The 17,976-nt window shown below is 64.2% G+C and carries 16 protein-coding genes; 14 read left to right on the forward strand and 2 right to left on the reverse strand.

Features of this window, described 5'->3' with window-relative positions; all coding sequences use genetic code 11:
• Nucleotides 1-37: 37 nt before the first annotated feature.
• Nucleotides 38-2,908: a molybdopterin oxidoreductase family protein gene (locus G579_RS0105345; protein ID WP_330700680.1), complete on the reverse strand. Its 2,871-nt coding sequence runs from the start codon at nt 2,906-2,908 to the stop codon at nt 38-40.
• A 156-nt stretch (nt 2,909-3,064) separates the two neighbouring features.
• Here G579_RS0105345 and G579_RS0105350 point away from each other — a divergent pair, with 156 nt between their 5' ends.
• Nucleotides 3,065-3,373, forward strand: a complete 309-nt coding sequence (locus tag G579_RS0105350) for a hypothetical protein (protein ID WP_028989359.1) — start codon at nt 3,065-3,067, stop codon at nt 3,371-3,373.
• A gap of 34 nt (nt 3,374-3,407) precedes the next feature.
• Here G579_RS0105350 and moaC read toward each other — a convergent pair whose 3' ends face one another.
• A complete protein-coding gene (moaC, locus tag G579_RS0105355; RefSeq protein WP_408033215.1) occupies nt 3,408-3,959 on the reverse strand; it encodes a cyclic pyranopterin monophosphate synthase MoaC in 552 nt (183 codons plus the stop codon).
• A gap of 57 nt (nt 3,960-4,016) precedes the next feature.
• On the opposite strand from moaC, the gene G579_RS0105360 reads away from it, so the two are divergent.
• The 13 genes from G579_RS0105360 (at nt 4,017) to G579_RS0105425 (ending at nt 17,934) form a co-directional block, all read left to right on the forward strand.
• A complete protein-coding gene (locus G579_RS0105360) occupies nt 4,017-5,477 on the forward strand; it encodes a M48 family metalloprotease (protein ID WP_028989361.1) in 1,461 nt (486 codons plus the stop codon).
• A gap of 101 nt (nt 5,478-5,578) precedes the next feature.
• On the forward strand, nt 5,579-6,397 hold the full coding sequence (locus G579_RS15995) for a phosphate/phosphite/phosphonate ABC transporter substrate-binding protein (protein WP_051180903.1): 819 nt from the start codon (nt 5,579-5,581) through the stop codon (nt 6,395-6,397).
• A 116-nt stretch (nt 6,398-6,513) separates the two neighbouring features.
• Nucleotides 6,514-8,019 carry a sensor histidine kinase gene (locus G579_RS16000; RefSeq protein WP_051180905.1) on the forward strand — a complete coding sequence of 502 codons (1,506 nt, stop codon included), beginning with the start codon at nt 6,514-6,516 and terminating at the stop codon, nt 8,017-8,019.
• A complete protein-coding gene (locus G579_RS0105375) occupies nt 7,991-9,358 on the forward strand; it encodes a sigma-54-dependent transcriptional regulator (protein ID WP_028989362.1) in 1,368 nt (455 codons plus the stop codon). The genes G579_RS16000 and G579_RS0105375 overlap by 29 nt, the downstream gene beginning before the upstream one ends.
• Before the next feature lie 384 nt (nt 9,359-9,742).
• The gene (gene soxX, locus G579_RS16005) at nt 9,743-10,093 is read left to right on the forward strand and encodes a sulfur oxidation c-type cytochrome SoxX (RefSeq protein ID WP_051180908.1); all 351 of its coding nucleotides are present in this window, start codon (nt 9,743-9,745) and stop codon (nt 10,091-10,093) included.
• 39 nt (nt 10,094-10,132) lie between these two features.
• A complete protein-coding gene (gene soxY, locus G579_RS0105390; protein WP_211218659.1) occupies nt 10,133-10,636 on the forward strand; it encodes a thiosulfate oxidation carrier protein SoxY in 504 nt (167 codons plus the stop codon).
• Between the two features lie 37 nt (nt 10,637-10,673).
• Nucleotides 10,674-11,009 (forward strand): thiosulfate oxidation carrier complex protein SoxZ, encoded by a 336-nt coding sequence (soxZ, locus tag G579_RS0105395; RefSeq protein ID WP_028989364.1) that lies wholly within the window; start codon nt 10,674-10,676, stop codon nt 11,007-11,009.
• A 59-nt stretch (nt 11,010-11,068) separates the two neighbouring features.
• A complete protein-coding gene (soxA, locus tag G579_RS0105400; protein WP_028989365.1) occupies nt 11,069-11,899 on the forward strand; it encodes a sulfur oxidation c-type cytochrome SoxA in 831 nt (276 codons plus the stop codon).
• Nucleotides 11,900-11,962: 63 nt separating this feature from the next.
• A complete protein-coding gene (locus G579_RS16010) occupies nt 11,963-12,538 on the forward strand; it encodes a DUF302 domain-containing protein (RefSeq protein WP_051180910.1) in 576 nt (191 codons plus the stop codon).
• A gap of 29 nt (nt 12,539-12,567) precedes the next feature.
• Nucleotides 12,568-14,271 (forward strand): thiosulfohydrolase SoxB, encoded by a 1,704-nt coding sequence (soxB, locus tag G579_RS0105410; RefSeq protein WP_028989366.1) that lies wholly within the window; start codon nt 12,568-12,570, stop codon nt 14,269-14,271.
• A gap of 180 nt (nt 14,272-14,451) precedes the next feature.
• Nucleotides 14,452-15,750, forward strand: a complete 1,299-nt coding sequence (egtB, locus tag G579_RS0105415) for an ergothioneine biosynthesis protein EgtB (RefSeq protein WP_051180911.1) — start codon at nt 14,452-14,454, stop codon at nt 15,748-15,750.
• The gene (gene egtD, locus G579_RS0105420; protein ID WP_028989368.1) at nt 15,747-16,724 is read left to right on the forward strand and encodes an L-histidine N(alpha)-methyltransferase; all 978 of its coding nucleotides are present in this window, start codon (nt 15,747-15,749) and stop codon (nt 16,722-16,724) included. Before egtB ends, egtD begins: the two co-directional genes overlap by 4 nt.
• Before the next feature lie 7 nt (nt 16,725-16,731).
• On the forward strand, nt 16,732-17,934 hold the full coding sequence (locus tag G579_RS0105425) for an aminotransferase class I/II-fold pyridoxal phosphate-dependent enzyme (protein ID WP_028989369.1): 1,203 nt from the start codon (nt 16,732-16,734) through the stop codon (nt 17,932-17,934).
• The last annotated feature ends 42 nt before the right edge of the window (nt 17,935-17,976 follow it).

The raw sequence follows: 17,976 nt of genomic DNA on the forward strand, positions 1-17,976 counted from the left end.
CAAGTCTCATAATGCTTAATCCTTGTTCCTCTGCCGCTCAGGACTTCAGGTTGACAGGGGTGTGAGTGTGATAGCGCAGCACATCCACCGGCTCGGGCAGGCCGGGCACCGGCTTGATGGTGTCGAAGGTCGGCCAGACGCCCTCCTCGCCAGGCGCCGCCTTGCTGATCTTGACGCGCAGGTCGTACCAGGCCGCCTGGCCGGTCACCGGATCGGAGTTGGTGATGCGGCGCTCGCCCTGCTTGGGCGGCAGCAGCTCCGAGATGAGGTGATTCATCAGGAAGCCGCGGGTCGCCTCGGGCGCATCGGGCTTCAGGCCCCAGGCGCCGGCCTGCTTGCCGATGGCGTTCCAGGTCCAGACGGTATTCTCCTGCACGCCTTCCATCAGCTTGACCTGCACCCGGATCTTGCCGTTGTGCGACTCCACCCAGACCCAGCTCTTGTCCTCGATGCCCATGCGCTCCGCCTGCCGGCGGTTCATGTACAGGAAGTTCTGGGCGATGATCTGGCGCAGCCAGGCGTTCTGGGAATCCCAGGAGTGATACATCATCATCGGCCGCTGGTTGATGGCGTGGAAGGGATATTCCTCCTCGTCGACGCGCGCCTCCTCCAGAGGCTGGTAGAAGTCCGGCAGCGGATCGAAGTACTTGACCAACCGCTCGCGGTCGGCCGGATCGCTGGGCTTGGGCCCCTCGTACAAGCCCTGCCCGGCCAGGCGGAACTTCTGCAGCGTCTCCGAGTACAGCTCGAAGACGATGGGATCGGCGCTGGCGTTGAAGCCCACCTGCTTGGCCCAGTCCAGATACTCCCGGTTGGCGAACTTGTAGAAGCGCATGGACTTGGGCAAATGGTATTGGAAGAAGCCGCCGTTCTCGATGTACTTCTCCCACTGCCTCGGATTCGGCTCGCCCACGAGGTGGCTCTCACCGTCCTTGCCGCGCCAGCCGGCCAGGAAGCCGATGCCGGGCGCCTTCTGGTAGTTGACGATGAAATCCTTGTAGCCGGAGAACTTGGGCGTGCCGTCTTCCTTGACGAAGGCCGGGAACTGGAGGCGGCCGGCCAGATCCACCATGACCTCCTGCCAGGGCCGCACGTTGCGATCCGGCTGCAGGATGGGATGGCGGATGGAATCACAGGGGCCATCCGGCTCGGAGATGGGTCGATCCAGCAGGGAAATGGTGTCGTAGCGCTCCAGATAAGTGGTATCCGGCAGCACCAGATCGGCGAAGTTGACCATTTCCGAATGGAAGGCGTCCACCACCACCAGGAAGGGGATCTTGTACTCGCCATCCTCGCCCTTGGCCTGCAGCATCTCCATGACGTTCTTGGTATTCATGGTGGAATTCCAAGACATGTTGGCCATGAAGAAGATCAGGGTATCGATGGGATACGGATCACCGTTGACCGCATTGGTGATGACCATGTGCATGAGGCCGTGATTGGCCAGCGGCGCCTCCCAGGAGTAGGCCTTGTCGAGGCGCAGCGGGTTGCCGTCGGCATCGATCACCAGATCCTCGGGCCCGGTGGGGAAGCCGAGGGGCGGCGACTTCAACGGCGTGTTGGGCGCCACCTCCTTGGCCGGCTTGATGGGCGGCGGCACGTGCTTCGGGTACGGCGCCTTGGCGCGGAAGCCGCCCGGCACGTCGATGGTGCCCAGTAGCACCTGCAACAGATGAATGGCGCGGGCCGCCTGGAAGCCGTTGGAGTGGGCGGAAATGCCGCGCATGGCGTGCATGCTCACCGGACGACCGATGAACTTGTCGTGCTTGCGCCCGGCCCAATCGGTCCACTCGCAGTCGATCTCGATGGTCTCCTTGAAGGCCACGTGCGCCATCTCCAGCGCCAGGCGCTCGATGGTCTCGGCGGGCAGGCCGCAGACCTTGGCGGCATTCGCCGGCGCATACTGCTCATCCAGGTATTTTTCCGCCAACAGGGTCATGACGGTCTTCACCGGACGGCCGTCGGGCGCCACGTATTCGCCGAAGAGGGCGGGACTGATGCCCGGCTGCATACCATCCACCAGGGCCTGTTTTTCCAAGTCCCAGGCCAACGGTTTGCCGTTTTCGTCGCGCAGCATGAGCCCATGGCCCGGCTTGCCCGGCGTGTTCACCACCAGGAAGGGGGCGTTGCTGTAGCGCACCAGGAAGTCCCAGTCGAAGAGCTCGCGGGACAGCAGCACGTGGATCATGGACAGGGCCAGCATGCCGTCGGTCCCGGGGCGGATGGGCACCCACTCATCGGCAATGGCGGAATAGCCGGTGCGCACCGGGTTGATGGACACGAACTTGCCCCCGTGACGCTTGACCTTCTCCAGGCCGATCTTCATCGGGTTGGAGGAATGATCCTCGGCCACGCCCCAGAGCATGAAGTACTTGGTGCGGTCCCAATCGGGATCGCCGAACTCCCAGAAGGCATGGCCCAGCATGTAGAGGCCGGCGGTCGCCATGTTGACGGAGCAGAAGCCGCCGTGGGCAGCCCAGTTGATGGTGCCGAACTGCTGCGCCCACAGGCCGGTCAGGGCCTGCATCTGGTCGCGGCCGGTGAAGAAGGCGAGCTTCTTGGGGTCGGTTGCCCGGATCTTGGCCAGGCGCTTGGTGAGCACGTCCAGCGCCTCGTCCCAGGACACTTCCACGAACTCGCCGCTGCCGCGCTCGGCACCGGGCTTGCGCATGAGCGGGTTGCGCAGCTTGGCGGGTGAGTACTGCTTCATGATGCCCGCGGAGCCCTTGGCGCAGAGCACGCCCTGGTTGATGGGGTGATTGCGGTTGCCCTGAATGAAGCGGACCTTGTTGTCCTCGACGGTGACCTTGATGCCGCAACGGCAGGCACACATGTAACAGGTAGAATACTTGATCTCCTGTTTGCTATGATCTTCGAACTGAACGCCAGCAGACATGTACAACCTCATTCGGTAAAGGGATAAGACTTAATATAAGTTTGCCGGCTGCCCCCTCATAAGACAATCTAGTTTTTTTAATTTTGTGATAAGCTGGGCTTATTTGTAATAGGCGCTCGGCATGATTTATGTTTATGCCTGCAGAGGACTAGCCTAGGAGAGCAACACGTGGAACAGAAAGACTTCAAGGAACACACCCGCGTCACCGTCACCTGGAAGGATGAGAACGGCAAGCTGCGGCCCGGCAACTTCTACATCTACAAGCTGTTCGGCGACAGCATGATCGTGCGGGCCCGCGACAAGGACGGCCTGCTGCGCAAGCTGCCCTACGCCGACGTGCTCAAGATCGTCCGCAAGGAGGAAGTGGATCCGGAATACCGCTTCATGCTGCCGGCGGCCATCCTGGACGAAAAGACCTGGAAAAGCCGTACCGTCATGCAGCACGCCAGCTCCGCGCCCAACCTGGGCAAGCCCTGACGCCGGCGGTCAAAGCGAAGCTGCGGGGGGCCGCTCAGCTCTCGGCCCCCGTCTCCGCCCGCCACACGCCGCTCTTGCCCCCCGCCTTTTCCAGGAGGCGGATCTCCTTCATCCGCATCCCCCGATCCACGGCCTTGCACATATCGTAGATTGTCAGGAGCCCCACGCTGACCGCGGTCAGCGCCTCCATTTCGACGCCGGTGCGTCCGCGCGTGCGCGCGGTTACCCGGCAACGAATGCCGGGCGGCTCACTGCGATCGGCAAACTCGACTTCCACTCCGGTCAGCCCGAGCAGGTGGCACAGGGGGATCAGCTCATGGGTACGCTTGGCCGCCTGGATGGCGGCGATGCGCGCTACGCCCAGCACATCGCCCTTGCCCATCTGCCCGGCGCGGATGCGGGCCAGCGTGTCCGGCGCCATCTCCACCCAACCCTCCGCCACGGCCACCCGCTCCGTTTCCGCCTTTTCGCCCACGTCGACCATGCGGGCTTGCCCTTGCGCATCAAAATGGGTTAATCCTTTCAAACCGTCGTCACTCATCTGGATACCTCTGTCATTCCAAGCACGCATGCCCACAAGCCGCATCGCGCCCACTGGACGGACCGCCTGCGGCACGGACACTCACGCCACACCGGGATCTCTATGTCGAAACGCATCCTCGCCCTCGCCCTGACCGCCCTTCTCGCCTGCCCGCCGCTCCATGGCCAAGCCGCCGATCTGCAGTTGCCCAGCCTCGGCGAGGAAACGGGCGCCCTCACGCTGAGCGAGGAAAAAGAGCTTGGCATGGAGTTCATGCAGGAAGCAAACGCCAAGCTCGACATTGTGGACGATCCCGAGCTCAACGACTACCTGAGCCGCATGGGCTACAGCCTGCTGGCACAGATGGACACCCCCTTCAGGAATTACCGCTTCTTCCTGATCCGGGATGGGAACATCAATGCCTTTGCCGTGCCTGGCGGCTATATCGGCGTGCATACCGGACTGTTGCTGGCGGCGCAGAACGACAGTCAGCTGGCCAGCGTGCTGGCGCACGAACTCGTCCATATCAACCAGCGCCACATCTCGCGGGCCATGGCCCAGAGCGAGCGGCTGCAGTGGCCCATGCTGGCCGCCATGCTGGCCGGCATTTTGCTCGCGGCGGGGGGCGGGCAGGCGGGCCAAGCGGCCATGTCCGCCTCCGCCGCCTACGGCGTCCAGGAACAGCTACGCTTCAGCCGGGAGTACGAGCAGGAAGCCGACCGCCTGGGCATTCAGGCCATGGCAGCGGCCGGCTACAACCCCAACGGGATGCCCGAGTTCTTCCAGCGCCTGCAAAACTGGAGCCGAATCCAAGGCGGCAGCCCCATGGAGTTTCTGAGCACCCACCCGCTGACCCTCGACCGCTTGGCCGACACCAAGAACCGGGCTGCCCAACTGAGCGGGCAGGACTCCTCCAGCGGGCCGAGCCCCGAGTTCCTGCGCATGCAGGCCCGGGCACGCGCCCTGACCACGCCCGTCGACGATGCCATCAGCTACTTCCGCAGCCGGGCCAAGAGCCAGGACAGTCTTCAGCGGGAGCTGGGACAGTACGGCCTGGGCCTGGCCCTGGCTCGAAAGGGACAGTATGCGGAGGCTTTGGCCCAGTTGACCCCGTTGAGCAAGCAGGCGCCCAAAACCAGTGCCTACCGGCTGGCGCTGGCGGAAACCCTGGCAGGGGCAGGCCAAAGCACGGAAGCCGTTACCCTGTATCGGCAAATGCTGCGCGATCAGCCCGACTCGGCACTGATCCAGGAGGGACTGGCACGGGCCTTGCTTGAAGCCAAACGTAGCGAGGAAGCCGTGACCTTGGCCAGGCGCCTGAGCAGTGGCGCGCCCCAGACTCCGCGCTATCAGCAACTGCTGGCCGAGGCGCTGAACAAGAGCGGCCAGCGCGCGGACGCCCATCGGGCCCTGGCCGAATACTATTTCCTCAGAGGTGCCGTGCCCAGCGCCGTACAGCAACTGGAAATCGCCAAAACAGCCGCCACCGGCGATCCACGCCTGCAGGCCGCCATCGAGGCGCGCCTGGCGGAGATCAAAGCGGCGCAAGAGAGCCGCAAGAAACGGACAAGCAAGGCAAAATGACAACCCGACCAACACGCCCCGGCTACTGCGAAACCTCACTCCCGCACCTGTTGTACTTGGCATTAGGGATTGTCTTCGTCTGGTTTTTGCTCACAGGGCGAGTGGCCGCTGCTGCCGAGGCCGGCACCCTGCGCCTCGTGATCCCGCCCGTCGACACGGCCACCCAACTGTACTCCCGCTTCAAGCCGCTGGCGGACCACCTGGGCCGGGCCACGGGCCGGCGCGTCACGATCACGCTTTGCCAGAACCTGGACGAGTTCTATGCCCGGGCTCGCGAAGAAGTGCCGCAAGTGGTCTACTTCTGTCCGCTCACCTACATCAAGCTGGCCCACGAGACTGCCTACTACCCCCTGGCGGGCATGACGCTGAGCAAGGGCGGCATGCGCAGCGTCATCCTGGTGCACCACGACAGCCCCATCCGCAGCGTGGCCGACCTGAAGGGACGCAGCCTGGCCCTCGGCAACGTGGCCTGCGCCTCCTCCTACCTGGTGCCCCACGCCATGCTGGAAAAACGCGGCATGCAGTTCAGCGATTTTCTGGAAGTGCGCCAGACCGGTTCGGATCAGGCCGCGCTCATGGCCGTGGCGGCACGCCTTTATGACGTCACCGCCACCGGCGAGGATGTGGCGGCCCCCTTCCTGAAAAAAGGCGTGCTGCGCCCACTGCTCTACTCGCCGCCCATGCCCACGGATCTGATCGCCGCCAACCAGTTGGTGCCCGCTCCTGTGCGGGAGCAGGTCAGACAAGCACTCCTGCAACTGCACGACACCAAAGGGCGCCGAATCATCATGGGCATCAAGCCGGACGCGCTCGGCTTTGCCCAGGTCCGCGACAGTGACTATGATCTCATCCGCGCCATGCAACGGCGCATCAGCGGGGAAAATCTGCAAGCCAAGCCGCTCCCAGACGGAGCAACATAAGTTATAATAGGTCAAAACATGGCAACCCCGCCTCCATGGCCGGGACGCCGTGACCACGACCTCCAGCTGCACAGCGGCAGGCCCTGGCAGCCGCCGGTGCCGCCCGTAAAGACATCATGCCTTCACTGCCCATACGCCACCTCAACCTGCGCACCAAGAGCGCCATCTACGTGCTTTTGCTGATCGGGGTGATCTTCACGACCACCTCGCTGGTGCTCTACACCTCCGTGCACCGCGAGATGCTGGATCAGCTGGGGGAGGAAAACCTGCGCCTGACCAAGGGCTTGGCGACGGCGGCCGCCACGCCTGTACTGCTCAAGGATCTGAGCGAGCTGACCGACCAGATGCAGCAGATGCGGGACAACCCGGCGGTGCGCACGGCGGAGGTGGTGGATACCCGCGGCATCATCGTGGCCAGCACCGAACTCGCGCACCTGGGCCAGACCCATGCAGGCGCGTTGGCCCTGTTGCGCCGCTATCAGCAAAACGGCGACCTCTCCCAGCTGGCGTCCACACCACCATGCTGCCCATTGCGCGAGGAACTGTACGCACCGGTGGCGGTGCAGAACCATCTGCTCGGGCTTGCCTATCTGCACATGGATGACAAGCGCCTGACGCACGTCGTGTCCCAGCGCCTGGACGCCACTCTGCAAAAACTCATGCTGCTGGGCCTGCTGACCGCGCTGCTGGGCATCGTCGGCTCCTATATCGTCAGCGGCTTCGTCACGCGCCCGGTGCTGCGCCTGGCCAATGAAGTGGAGAAGATGAAAGCGCGCCTGCGCCTTCCACCCCAAGATGAAGGCCCGGCCCCGACGCCCAGCGGGGACGAGATCGCCCGGCTGCAGGAAGGGTTTTATCAACTGGAGACGCGGCTGAATCAGTATCTGGACGAGTTGGAGCAGCTGCACCGCAAGCAGCAGACCATCCAATGCCTGGCCACCATCGGCGAAATGTCCGCGCAGGTGGCGCACGAGATCCGCAACGCCCTGTCCTCGCTCCGCGGCGCGGCCCGCTACCTGGCCCGCTTCGGCCACTTCGGCGACAAGCAGGAATTCGTGCAGATCATCGAGGAGGAAGTGCAGCGTCTGTACAACATGACCGAGGGCTTTCTGGATTTCGGCCGGCCCTATAAGGTCTTTCCGGTGCGCAGCGACGTGTGCGACATTATCCAACACAGCGTCCAGCGCCATCAGAACGACCTGGAGCAAAAGCAGATTCAGCTGTCCGTCCGCTGCCATGCCGGCTTGCAGCTGACCCTGGACGGCAACCTGGTGGAACAGGCGCTCAGCAATCTGATCCTCAACGCCATCGACGCCCTGCCGACCGGCGGCCGGATCGAGATCGGCGCCAGCCCGGAAGGGCCGGACGGCGTACTCATCAGCGTCCGCGACAACGGCCCGGGCATCGATGCCGGCAAGGCGCAGGAGGTGTTCAAGCCGTATGTCACCACCAAGGCCAAAGGCAGCGGCCTGGGGCTGGCGGTGGTGGCCAAGATCGCCATGGTCCACGATGGCTATGTCGAGCTGCGCCCGAGCCCGAAGGGTGCCCACTTTGCACTGCACCTGAAATCCATCGCCGCCGCAGAGACGATCCATGACAAGACAGCAGATTCTTATCGTTGAAGATGAACGCAACCTTCGTCGCGTACTGGCGGCCGTGCTCCAGGCGGAGGGCTTCGACACCCTGGAAGCGGAGGACGGAAACACGGCCTTGGACCTGCTGGCGCAACATCGTCCGGCACTGGTGCTGAGCGACCAGCGCCTGCCCGGCATGAGCGGGACCGACCTGCTGCGCGCGATCAAGCAACGCTGGCCGCATGTCCCAGTCATCATCGCCACCGCCTACGGCGAGATCCAGCACGCCGTGGAGGCCATGAAAGCCGGTGCCGAGCACTACCTCACCAAGCCCGTGGACGAGGGCGAGCTGCTGGCCATCGTACGCCAGACCCTCAGCAGGCACGGCCAATCCCTGCCTGCGCTGCGGACCCGGCAGAACTACGGCATCATCGGCAACAGCCCCGCCATCCAGGAACTCCTCAATACGATCGAACTGGTGGCACCGGCGCCATCCAACGTCCTGATCACCGGCGAGTCGGGCACCGGCAAGGAGCTGGTGGCCCGCGCCATTCATGCCGCCAGCCCGCGTGCCGACCAGCCGTTCATTGCCATGAATTGCGCCGCCATCCCGATGGAACTGGTGGAAAGCGAGCTCTTCGGCTTCGAGCGCGCCGCCTTCACCGGGGCCACGCGCAGCCAGGCCGGCAAGCTGGAGGCAGCGGGCCAGGGCACCGTGTTTCTGGATGAAATCGGCGACATGCCGCTGGCCATGCAGGTCAAGCTGCTTCGGGTCCTGCAGGAGCGCGAACTGGTCCGGCTGGGCAGCCATCAACGCATCCCGTTCCGGGCCCGCCTCGTCGCCGCCACCAATGTGGACCTGGCCCGCGCCATCGAGGAGAACCGTTTCCGCGAAGACCTCTACTACCGGCTGAACGTGATTCCGGTGCACCTGCCGCCCCTGCGCGAGCGCCGCGAGGACATCCCCCTACTGGTGCGGCATTTCGCCGATGCCGTATGCGCCGCCATGGGCCGTCCGCTCATGGACATCAGCGCGGCCGCCATGCAGGCGCTGACCGCCTACGACTGGCCCGGCAACATCCGCGAACTGGAAAATGTCATCGAGCGCAGCGTGGTGTTGAGCCGGGAGGCCGAGATCGGCCTGCACAACCTGCCTGCCCACATCCGTGCCCCGCATGGACGGGAACAGCCACCTGCGGCGATGCCGAGCGACCTGCCCGGCATAGAGCGCCTGGCCGTGGTCCAGGCCCTGGAAAAGACCCAGGGCAACCAGAGCCGCGCCGCCCAGCTGCTGGGCATCAGCCGCAAGCAGCTGCGCACCAAGATGAAGAACTTCGGCCTCTTCAACGACAAGGACAAGGCCGAAGACCTGGAAGACGTGGACTGATCCAGCTTTTGTCCCAAATGGGACAACTGTCTCGCCTTGCTGCGGCGGATTGGCCACCGGCCACCACCGCTTTTCCCTCCCGCCGCCCTCTCCCCGTTTGTTTTTGGTCTATTATTGTGCTGTGTAAGCAGCACCCTGCTCACCGACATGTTGGCACAAAACATGCTTGAATTCAGTATCCGCGCCATGGGAGCTCGCCAGTCCGCGCTCATGGTGTCGGCCAAACCACAGATCGAGGAGACTTGAATGAAAAAACGTCTGCACCGCCTAGTTGGAGCTTGTGTCGCCACTGGCATCGTGGGGATAGCGGCAGTTTCAAGCTCAATGGCCATCGCTGCTGATCAGCCGAAGTCCGCCGGCACCCCGCCTCCCGGAAATCCCTCCGTGTCCGCACCGGCCGCTACCCAGCGCTATGCCCAGCCCGGCGATGCCGACGCTGCCTCCCTTGCCAAGCGGATCGAGGAAGGCAAGAAGATTGCCTGGGATCGCGGCAAGGGCAATTGCCTGGCTTGCCACGCGCTGCCCGGCGGCGAGCTGCCCGGCAACATCGGCCCGGCCCTGCCTTACAAAGGCATCACCATGAAGCAGCGCTTCCCGGATCGGGCCAAGCTGCGGGCGCAGATCTACAATCCCATGGCCAACAATCCCAACACGGCCATGCCGCCCTTCGGCCTCAACCGCATCCTGACCGAGGACGAACTGGAAAAAGTGACGGACTACATCTGGTCTCTTTGATCCATTACGCACAACCATCCAATCGCGAGGAGCTCATCCGTGGAAAACAGCATTAACTTGAAGCGCCGCACCTTCCTGCGCGGTACCCTGGCCACCGGTGCTGTCATTGCCGCCGCCAGCGCCGGCCTCCTGCGGGCCGGCCAGGTGCTGGCGGCCGAATGGCCGGCCGCCGCCTTCCAGGCCACCAAGCTGGACGAGGCCATGAAGGCCGCCCTGGGCAGCACCGAAGTCAAGGACGGCCCGGTGCAGATCAAGGCGCCCACCATCGCCGAGAACGGCGCCGTGGTGCCCGTCACCGTGACGACGGATTCGCCCATGACCGCCGACAACTACGTGTCGGACATCTACATCTTCGTGGACAACAATCCCTCGCCGCTGATCGCCTCCTTCCACCTGACGCCCATGAGCGGCAAGGCGGACGTCAGCACCCGGATCAAGATGGGCAAGACCTCCAAGGTGCGCGCCGTGGTCAAGACCAACAAAGGTGAGATGTTCCAGGCCGCGAACGAAGTCAAGGTCACCATCGGTGGCTGCGGCGGTTAACCCTTTCTCCTTACGCTAAATTTCGAGGAACAAGATCATGGCAGAAGATATCGGCAACCCCAAAATCCGCGTCCAGTCCAGCGCCAAGAAGGGTGAGGCGGTGCAGGTCCGCGCCCTCATTCTCCATCCGATGGAAACGGGCCAGCGCAAGGACCCGAAAACCGGCCAAGCCATCCCCGCCCACTTCATCAAGACCGTGACCGCCGAGTACAACGGCAAGCCGGTCATGACCGCCGACTGGGGCGTGGGCGTCAGCCGCAACCCTTTCCTGTCGTTCTACGTGCGCGTCGAGGAAAGCGGCACGCTGAAGCTGACCTTTGCGGACGACAAGGGCGGCAGCTGGAGCGACGAGGCCAAGATCCAGGTCTCTTAAGTCTCTCTTTAAACAGGGATGGCCGCCAGAGCCATCCCTCACCACAAAGAGGATAAGCCATGAAGAATTGGTTCATTGCACTCGGCGCCCTGGGGCTGCTTTCCGCCGCTCCTCTGGTGCAAGCATCGCCGCAGCAGGATTATCAGCAGCTCAAGAAGCTCTATCAGGAGCGCTTTCCCGGCGTGACCTTCAAGGACTATGGCTACGGGGCCTATGCCCTGGACAAGGGGCTTATGGCGCAGTTCCAGGCGGCCATGGAGTTCAATCCCGGCGACATGGCCCTGGATGAAGGCAAACAGCTTTGGGACAAGCCATTCGCCAACGGCAAGACCTACGCCAGCTGCTACCCCAACGGCGGCAAGGGCGTGGCGACGGGCTACCCGCGCTACGACGAGAAGCTCAAGACCGTGGTGACCCTGCCCATGACGCTGAACATGTGCCGGGAAGCCAACGGCGAGAAGCCGCTGCCTTACGGCAAGCCGGAGATCGTGGCTCTGGAAACCTATCTGAAGTCCCTGTCCAACGGCATGCCGATCAATGTCAAGGTCAGCGGCAAGGAAGCATTGGCCAAGTACGAGGCCGGCAAGGCCTATTACAACGCCCGCCGCGGCCAGCTCAACTTCTCCTGCGCCACCTGCCACGTGCAGAACGCGGGCAAGATGATCCGTGCCGACCTGCTCTCGCCGATGATGGGCCAGGCCAACCACTTCCCCACCTATCGGGGGGCCTGGAATCGGGTGGGCACGATGCAGGATCGCTACCGGGGCTGCAACTCCCAGGTGCGAGCCAAGCCGGAGGACTTCGAAAGCGAGAACTACCGCAATCTGGAGTACTACCACACCTATATGAGCAACGGCATTCCCATTGAGGTGCCCGGCTACCGGAAATAACCCTTATCCGTTCTCTTTCCACAAGCCCGGCCATGCCGGGCTTTTTACCACGAGGTCAAACACATGTTACCGTTCGTCAAACACTCCATCATCTCCGCTCTCGTTTTGGGTGTAAGTCTCAGCAGCTATGCGACGGCAGCCACCACGGCCGCCAAGCCTGGCGCCACTGCCGCCAAGGCCGCCGGGACGGTGGCGGCGCCGGTGGAAGGCATGCCGGCCGTCGATCCCAAGACCCCGATTTATCAAGTGGATGTGGCCAAGGGCGTCAGCCTGGACGACGTGAGGCAGAGCATCGAGATGGCGTCGCAGGAACGCAACATGAACATCGTGGGCAAACTGGACATCCAGGAAGGCATGAAGGGCCGTGGTTTCGAAGCCAAGGACACCTACCTGATCTACGAAGTGTGCAATCTGGGCATGGGCGCCGACATCATCAAGGCGGCTCCCGAGTTCGGCATCTTCGCGCCTTGCAAGATCGTCATCTATAGCCGCAACGGCCAGTTGAAGCTCCTGACCTACCGCCCCACCTACGCCCTGACCCATCTGAAGAACTATCCCGAAGAAACCCGCAAGGTGGCGCAGCAGATCGAAAATGACATCATCTACGTCATGTCGAAAGCCAAGGACGGCAGCTTCTAACCCGCCCCCGCAACAAAAGAGGAATCCCAATGAGTCTTTCCCGAAGAGAATTCCTGCAAATCATGGCCATTGCCAGTGCCGCGGGCGTGATCCGTCCCGCCGGCGCGGCCGCCAAGAAGATGCCGGGCGACATCTATGAGGTGCCGACCTACGGCAACGTCACCCTGCTGCACTTCACCGACACCCATGCGCAGCTGATGCCCATTTACTTCCGCGAGCCGGACACCAACATCGGCGTGGGCCAGGCCCGGGGCAAGCCGCCGCATCTGGTGGGCAAGGCCTTTCTGGAGCACTTCAAGATCCGGCCGAACAGCATCCACAGCCATGCGTACACGCCCATCGACTTCGTGGAAGGCGCGCGGAAGTACGGCAAGGTGGGCGGCTTCGCCCACTTGGCGACCCTGGTGAAGCGCTACCGCGGCGAGAGCCCGAAACGGACGCTGCTGCTGGACGGCGGCGACACCTGGCAGGGCTCCGGCACAGCCCTGTGGACCAAGGGCCTGGACATGGTGCAGGCCTGCAACCAGCTGGGCGTGGACAGCATGGTCGGCCACTGGGAGTTCACCCTGGGCCAGGACCGGGTGAAGGAACTGGTGGAAAAGGAAGCCAAGTTCGACTTCCTCGCCCAGAACATCAAGGACAACGAATTCGGCGATCCGGTATTCAAGCCGTACGCCATCAAGGAAGTGAACGGCTTTCGGGTGGCGGTCATCGGCCAGGCCTTCCCCTTCACGCCCATCGCCAATCCGCGCTACCTGATCCCCGACTGGTCCTTCGGCATCCAGGACCAGAACATGCAGGCCATGGTGGACAAGGTGCGCAACGACGAGAAGGCGGACGTGGTGGTGGTGCTGTCCCACAATGGCATGGACGTGGACCTGAAGATGGCCGAGCGCGTGAAGGGCATCGACGTCATTCTCGGCGGACATACCCATGACGCCGTGCCGCAGCCTTCGATCGTCGGCAAGACCCTGGTGGTCAACTCGGGCTCCAACGGCAAGTTCCTGTCCCGCCTGGATCTGGACGTGGCCAAGGGCCGGGTCAAGGGCTACAAGTTCACCATGCTGCCGATCTTCTCCAACCTGATCAAGCCGGACGCGGAGATGGCCCAGCTCATAGAGAAGATCCGCGCGCCCTATCAGGACAAGCTGAACGAGAAGCTGGCGGTGAGCGAGGACCTGCTCTACCGGCGCGGCAACTTCAACGGCACCTTCGACCAGCTGATCGTGCAGGCGCTGATGGATATGAAAAACGCCGAGGCGGCCTTCTCGCCAGGCTTCCGCTGGGGCACCACGGTGCTGCCCGGCCAGCCGATCACCTTCGAGCATGTCATGGATCAGACGGCCCTGACCTATCCGGTGGTGACCCTGAACGAGTTCACCGGAGCGCAGATCAAGGAGATCATGGAGGACGTGGCCGACAACCTCTTCAATCCCGACCCCTACTACCAGCAGGGCGGTGACATGGTGCGCGTGGGCGGCATCGAATACACCATGGATCCGACGAAGACCATCGGCAACCGCATCCAGAACCTGCACATCCGCGGCAAAGCGGTGGAAGCCGACAAGAAGTACAAGGTGGCCGGCTGGGCGAGCGTGGGGCAGCCGCTCGAAGGCGAGCCGATCTGGGATCTGGTGGCCAAGTGGCTGCGCGAGCAGAAGACCGTGAAAGTCAGCAAGCTGAACCGCCCGCGCCTGATCGGCGTGGAAAACAATCCCGGCATCATGGGCTGATGTCCTTCAATCCCGACCCACAGCGGCGCCTGCTGGCGCCGCTTTTTTTTGCCCCGGCGCCAGGCGCTAAGCCCAAAGCCTCACGCTCGCCTGGTGAATTCATGCTAATTCTTGGCCAAGCACGCCGCACTGGAGGGGATATTCCAGACACCGCCCCCAAGGGGGATTGGAGCGTTGTCCATGGCCGTCATTCTGCATTCGCCGAAACCCGCAGGGCTGTCCACCCTGAACCGGGAGCAGGCTTGGAGCCTGTACCTGAGCGTGCGCTTTCAAAGCGAGTCCATCTGTCAATCGCTCGCGACCGAAGACTACGTGATCCAGTCCATGGACGACGTCAGCCCGCCCAAGTGGCATCTGGCGCATACCAGCTGGTTTTTCGAGAATTTTCTCCTGATGCCCTTTCTGCGGGGTTATCCGCTCTTTCACCCCCGCTTCGGCTATTTGTTCAACTCCTATTACGAGAGCGTGGGCGAGTTCTACCCGCGCCGGCAGCGAGGTTTCCTGTCGCGACCAACGGTCGAGGAGATCTACGACTACCGGACCCACGTCAACCATTTCATCGCGCGCCTGATCCAGACCGCCGACGATGCGCAATGGCAGGAGCTTGCCTTCCTGCTGACGCTCGGCATGCACCACGAGCACCAGCACCAGGAGCTCCTGCTGACCGACATCAAGCACATTTTCGCCACCAACCCCCTGCGGCCAGCCTACCAGCCGCCGCGCCTGCCCGCCGCCGATCGGCCCGAGTCCGCGCTGGAATGGCTGCACTTCCCGGCAGGGGTGCGCCAGATCGGCCATCACGGCCCCGGCTTCGCCTTTGACAACGAATCACCGCGCCACGAGGTGCATCTTGGTGCCTATCGCCTCGGCTCACGCCTGGTCACCAACGGCGAATATCTGGAGTTCATGGAGGACGGCGGCTACGCCAAACCCCAGCACTGGCTGTCCGACGGCTGGCGCACGGTCAGGGAACGTGCCTGGCGGGCGCCGCTGTACTGGGAGCACAGCGGCGGGCGCTGGTGGCAGATGACCCTGTCCGGCATGCGCCGGCTGGTCGAGTCGGAGCCGGTGTGCCATATCAGCTATTACGAGGCCGACGCCTACGCACGCTGGGCGGGCAAGCGGCTGCCCACGGAAGCGGAGTGGGAAAGCGCCGCGATGGACCTGCCCGTTGCCGGCAATCTGATGGACAGCGGCATTCTGCACCCGACCCCGGCGCCGGAGACCACCATCGCGCCGACGCAGTTCTTCGGCGATGTGTGGGAATGGACCTGCAGTCCTTACGTGCCCTATCCCGGCTACCGGCCGGCTCAGGGCGCGCTGGGCGAGTACAACGGCAAGTTCATGTGCAATCAGATGGTCCTGCGCGGGGGCTCCTGCGTCACGCCCGCAACGCACATCCGGCCGAGCTACCGCAATTTCTTCCCGCCGGATACGCGCTGGCAGTTCACCGGCCTGCGGCTGGCGGAGGACGCATGACCGGCCCCAGCCACGTCTCGCTGACCTTCCACGACTGCCAGCCGGCCCTGGCCGACTTTCGCCGCGACGTGCTGGACGGGCTCGGACGCACGCGCAAAGCGCTGGCCGCCAAATACTTCTATGACGAATACGGCTCGCAGCTCTTCGAGCGCATCTGCAATACCGAGGAATACTATCCCACCCGCACCGAGGCCGGCATTTTGCGGGCCCACGCCACGGAAATCGCCGAGACGGTCGGCGCGGATTGCGCTCTGATCGAGTACGGCAGCGGCAGCAGCCGCAAGACGCCCCTGCTGCTGGATGCCTTGGGACAGCCGGCCGCCTACGTGCCCATCGACATCTGCAAGGAGCAGCTGCTGCTCTCGGCGGCCCGGCTGGCGGCAAGCCGCCCCGGGCTCGAGGTGGTCGCCATCTGTGCCGATTACACGCAGTTGCAGCAGTTGCCTGCCGCAGCGGGCCTGCAGGACGCCCGGCGGGTGATCTTCTTTCCGGGCTCCACCATCGGCAACTGCACGCCGGCGCAGGCCGCGCATCTGCTCCGAAGCGCAGCCGGCCTGCTGGGCGCGGGTGGCGGCATGCTGATCGGCGTGGATCTCAAGAAGGACCCGCGCGTGCTGCACGCGGCCTATAACGACGCACAGGGCGTCACCGAAGCCTTCAACCTGAATCTGCTGACGCGCATCAATCGGGAGCTGCACGCCAACTTCGATGTGACCGCCTTCCGGCACCGCGCCTTCTACCACGAGGAGCATGGCCGGGTGGAAATGCACCTGCAGAGCCTGGCGGCGCAAATGATCACGGTCGGCGGGGCCACCTTTCCCTTCCTGGAGGGCGAGACCATTCACACGGAAAATTCCTACAAATACGGCATCCGGGAGTTTCAGGAGCTGGCCGCCAGCGCGGGCTTCGTGCCGGCCCGCGCGTGGACTGACCCCGAGCGGCTCTTCAGCCTGCATTATTTGACCGTTCACTGACATGGCCATGTCCCGCGAGCAGCGCCGTGCACTCCTCAAGCAGCACGGCGGCCACGTCGGGCAACTGCCGGCCGGCACGGTCGCCTTCGACTTCTCCACCGATTCCTGGGCCCATCTGCAGGCGCCTTACATCGACGCGCGCATGGCCGTCCTGCGGCAACGCGCCGCCCGCGCACCCCAGGATCTGCAGCAGTGGCTGGCGGCGCGCTTCCCCTTCCGGCACTTCGTCGTCACCCGGCGCGGGCGCGATGCGGAGGCCCTGCTCTTCACGGCGCTGGCGCAACCGGACAGCCTGGTCGCCCAGAATCTGCTCTTCCACACCGCGCGCGACCACCAGCAGGAACAGAGCATGACGCCGCTGGAACTGCCGGCAGCCGGTGCCCTGGAGCCGACACCCGCGCCCTTCAAGGGGGATCTGGATCTGGCCGGGCTCGAACGTGCCTTGGCGGAGCGGCAGGTCAGCCTGATTTTCGTCGAGGCCCTCAGCAACGGCGCCGGCGGACAGGCGATCTCGCTGGCCGGGCTGCGCGCGATCCGGGCCCTGAGCCGGGCGCACCACGTCCCCCTGTACCTGGATGCCACCCGCCTGGTGGAAAACTGCCTGCTCATCCAAGCGCACGAAGCGGGCGCCGCCGGGCACAGCCTCGCGGAGATCATGCAGGCGCTGCTGGCCTGCTGTGACGGCATGACCGCCAGTTGCAGCAAGGACTATGGCTTCGCCGGGGGCGGTCTGCTGGCCACCCACTCCGCTCCCCTCTTCGCCCAAGCCCAGGCGCTGCTGCCGGCCGTCGGCACGGCTCTGGCCGACGCGGATCGGGCCTGTCTGGCGCAAGCCTTGGCCGACTGGCCATTCATTGAGACGCAGGCGGCAGAACGGCTGCGCCAGACCCAGTGGCTCGGCAACGGCTTGCAGGCCTTGGGCTTCCCCGTGCACACGCCCATCGGCGGCCACTGCGTCATCCTCGACTTGAGCCTGGTGCCGGGGCTACGGCATGCCGCGGACCCGGTATCCGCTTACCTGGCCTGGCTCTACGAGCACACGGGCATGCGAGGCAGCCCGCACTGGGGCGGCTGCGCCCCGGCCTATCAGCGTCCGCTGTGGATCCGGCTGGCCGTGCCGCTCGGCTTTCCGGAGGAGCGCCTGCACGCCGCTTTGGGGGCCGCCGGGCAGCTGGCGCAAAGTGCTCCCGCCTGGCGCAATCTGGGGTAAACTCCCATACAGCCGCTGGCGCAACGGCGCGACAAGCGGGCC

The organism is Thermithiobacillus tepidarius DSM 3134 (assembly GCF_000423825.1).
Classification (GTDB): Bacteria; Pseudomonadota; Gammaproteobacteria; order Acidithiobacillales; family Thermithiobacillaceae; genus Thermithiobacillus; species Thermithiobacillus tepidarius.

Excerpts from the sequence above, each read along its gene's own strand:
- G579_RS0105345 (WP_330700680.1), bottom strand. The coding sequence starts at position 2,908 with ATGAGGTTGTACATGTCTGCTGGCGTTCAGTTCGAAGATCATAGCAAA.
- moaC (WP_408033215.1), bottom strand. The coding sequence starts at position 3,959 with ATGCGGCTTGTGGGCATGCGTGCTTGGAATGACAGAGGTATCCAGATG.
- G579_RS0105360 (WP_028989361.1), top strand. The coding sequence starts at position 4,017 with ATGTCGAAACGCATCCTCGCCCTCGCCCTGACCGCCCTTCTCGCCTGC.
- G579_RS16000 (WP_051180905.1), top strand. The coding sequence starts at position 6,514 with ATGCCTTCACTGCCCATACGCCACCTCAACCTGCGCACCAAGAGCGCC.
- G579_RS0105375 (WP_028989362.1), top strand. The coding sequence starts at position 7,991 with ATGACAAGACAGCAGATTCTTATCGTTGAAGATGAACGCAACCTTCGT.
- soxZ (WP_028989364.1), top strand. The coding sequence starts at position 10,674 with ATGGCAGAAGATATCGGCAACCCCAAAATCCGCGTCCAGTCCAGCGCC.
- soxA (WP_028989365.1), top strand. The coding sequence starts at position 11,069 with ATGAAGAATTGGTTCATTGCACTCGGCGCCCTGGGGCTGCTTTCCGCC.
- G579_RS16010 (WP_051180910.1), top strand. The coding sequence starts at position 11,963 with ATGTTACCGTTCGTCAAACACTCCATCATCTCCGCTCTCGTTTTGGGT.
- soxB (WP_028989366.1), top strand. The coding sequence starts at position 12,568 with ATGAGTCTTTCCCGAAGAGAATTCCTGCAAATCATGGCCATTGCCAGT.
- egtB (WP_051180911.1), top strand. The coding sequence starts at position 14,452 with ATGGCCGTCATTCTGCATTCGCCGAAACCCGCAGGGCTGTCCACCCTG.
- egtD (WP_028989368.1), top strand. The coding sequence starts at position 15,747 with ATGACCGGCCCCAGCCACGTCTCGCTGACCTTCCACGACTGCCAGCCG.
- G579_RS0105425 (WP_028989369.1), top strand. The coding sequence starts at position 16,732 with ATGTCCCGCGAGCAGCGCCGTGCACTCCTCAAGCAGCACGGCGGCCAC.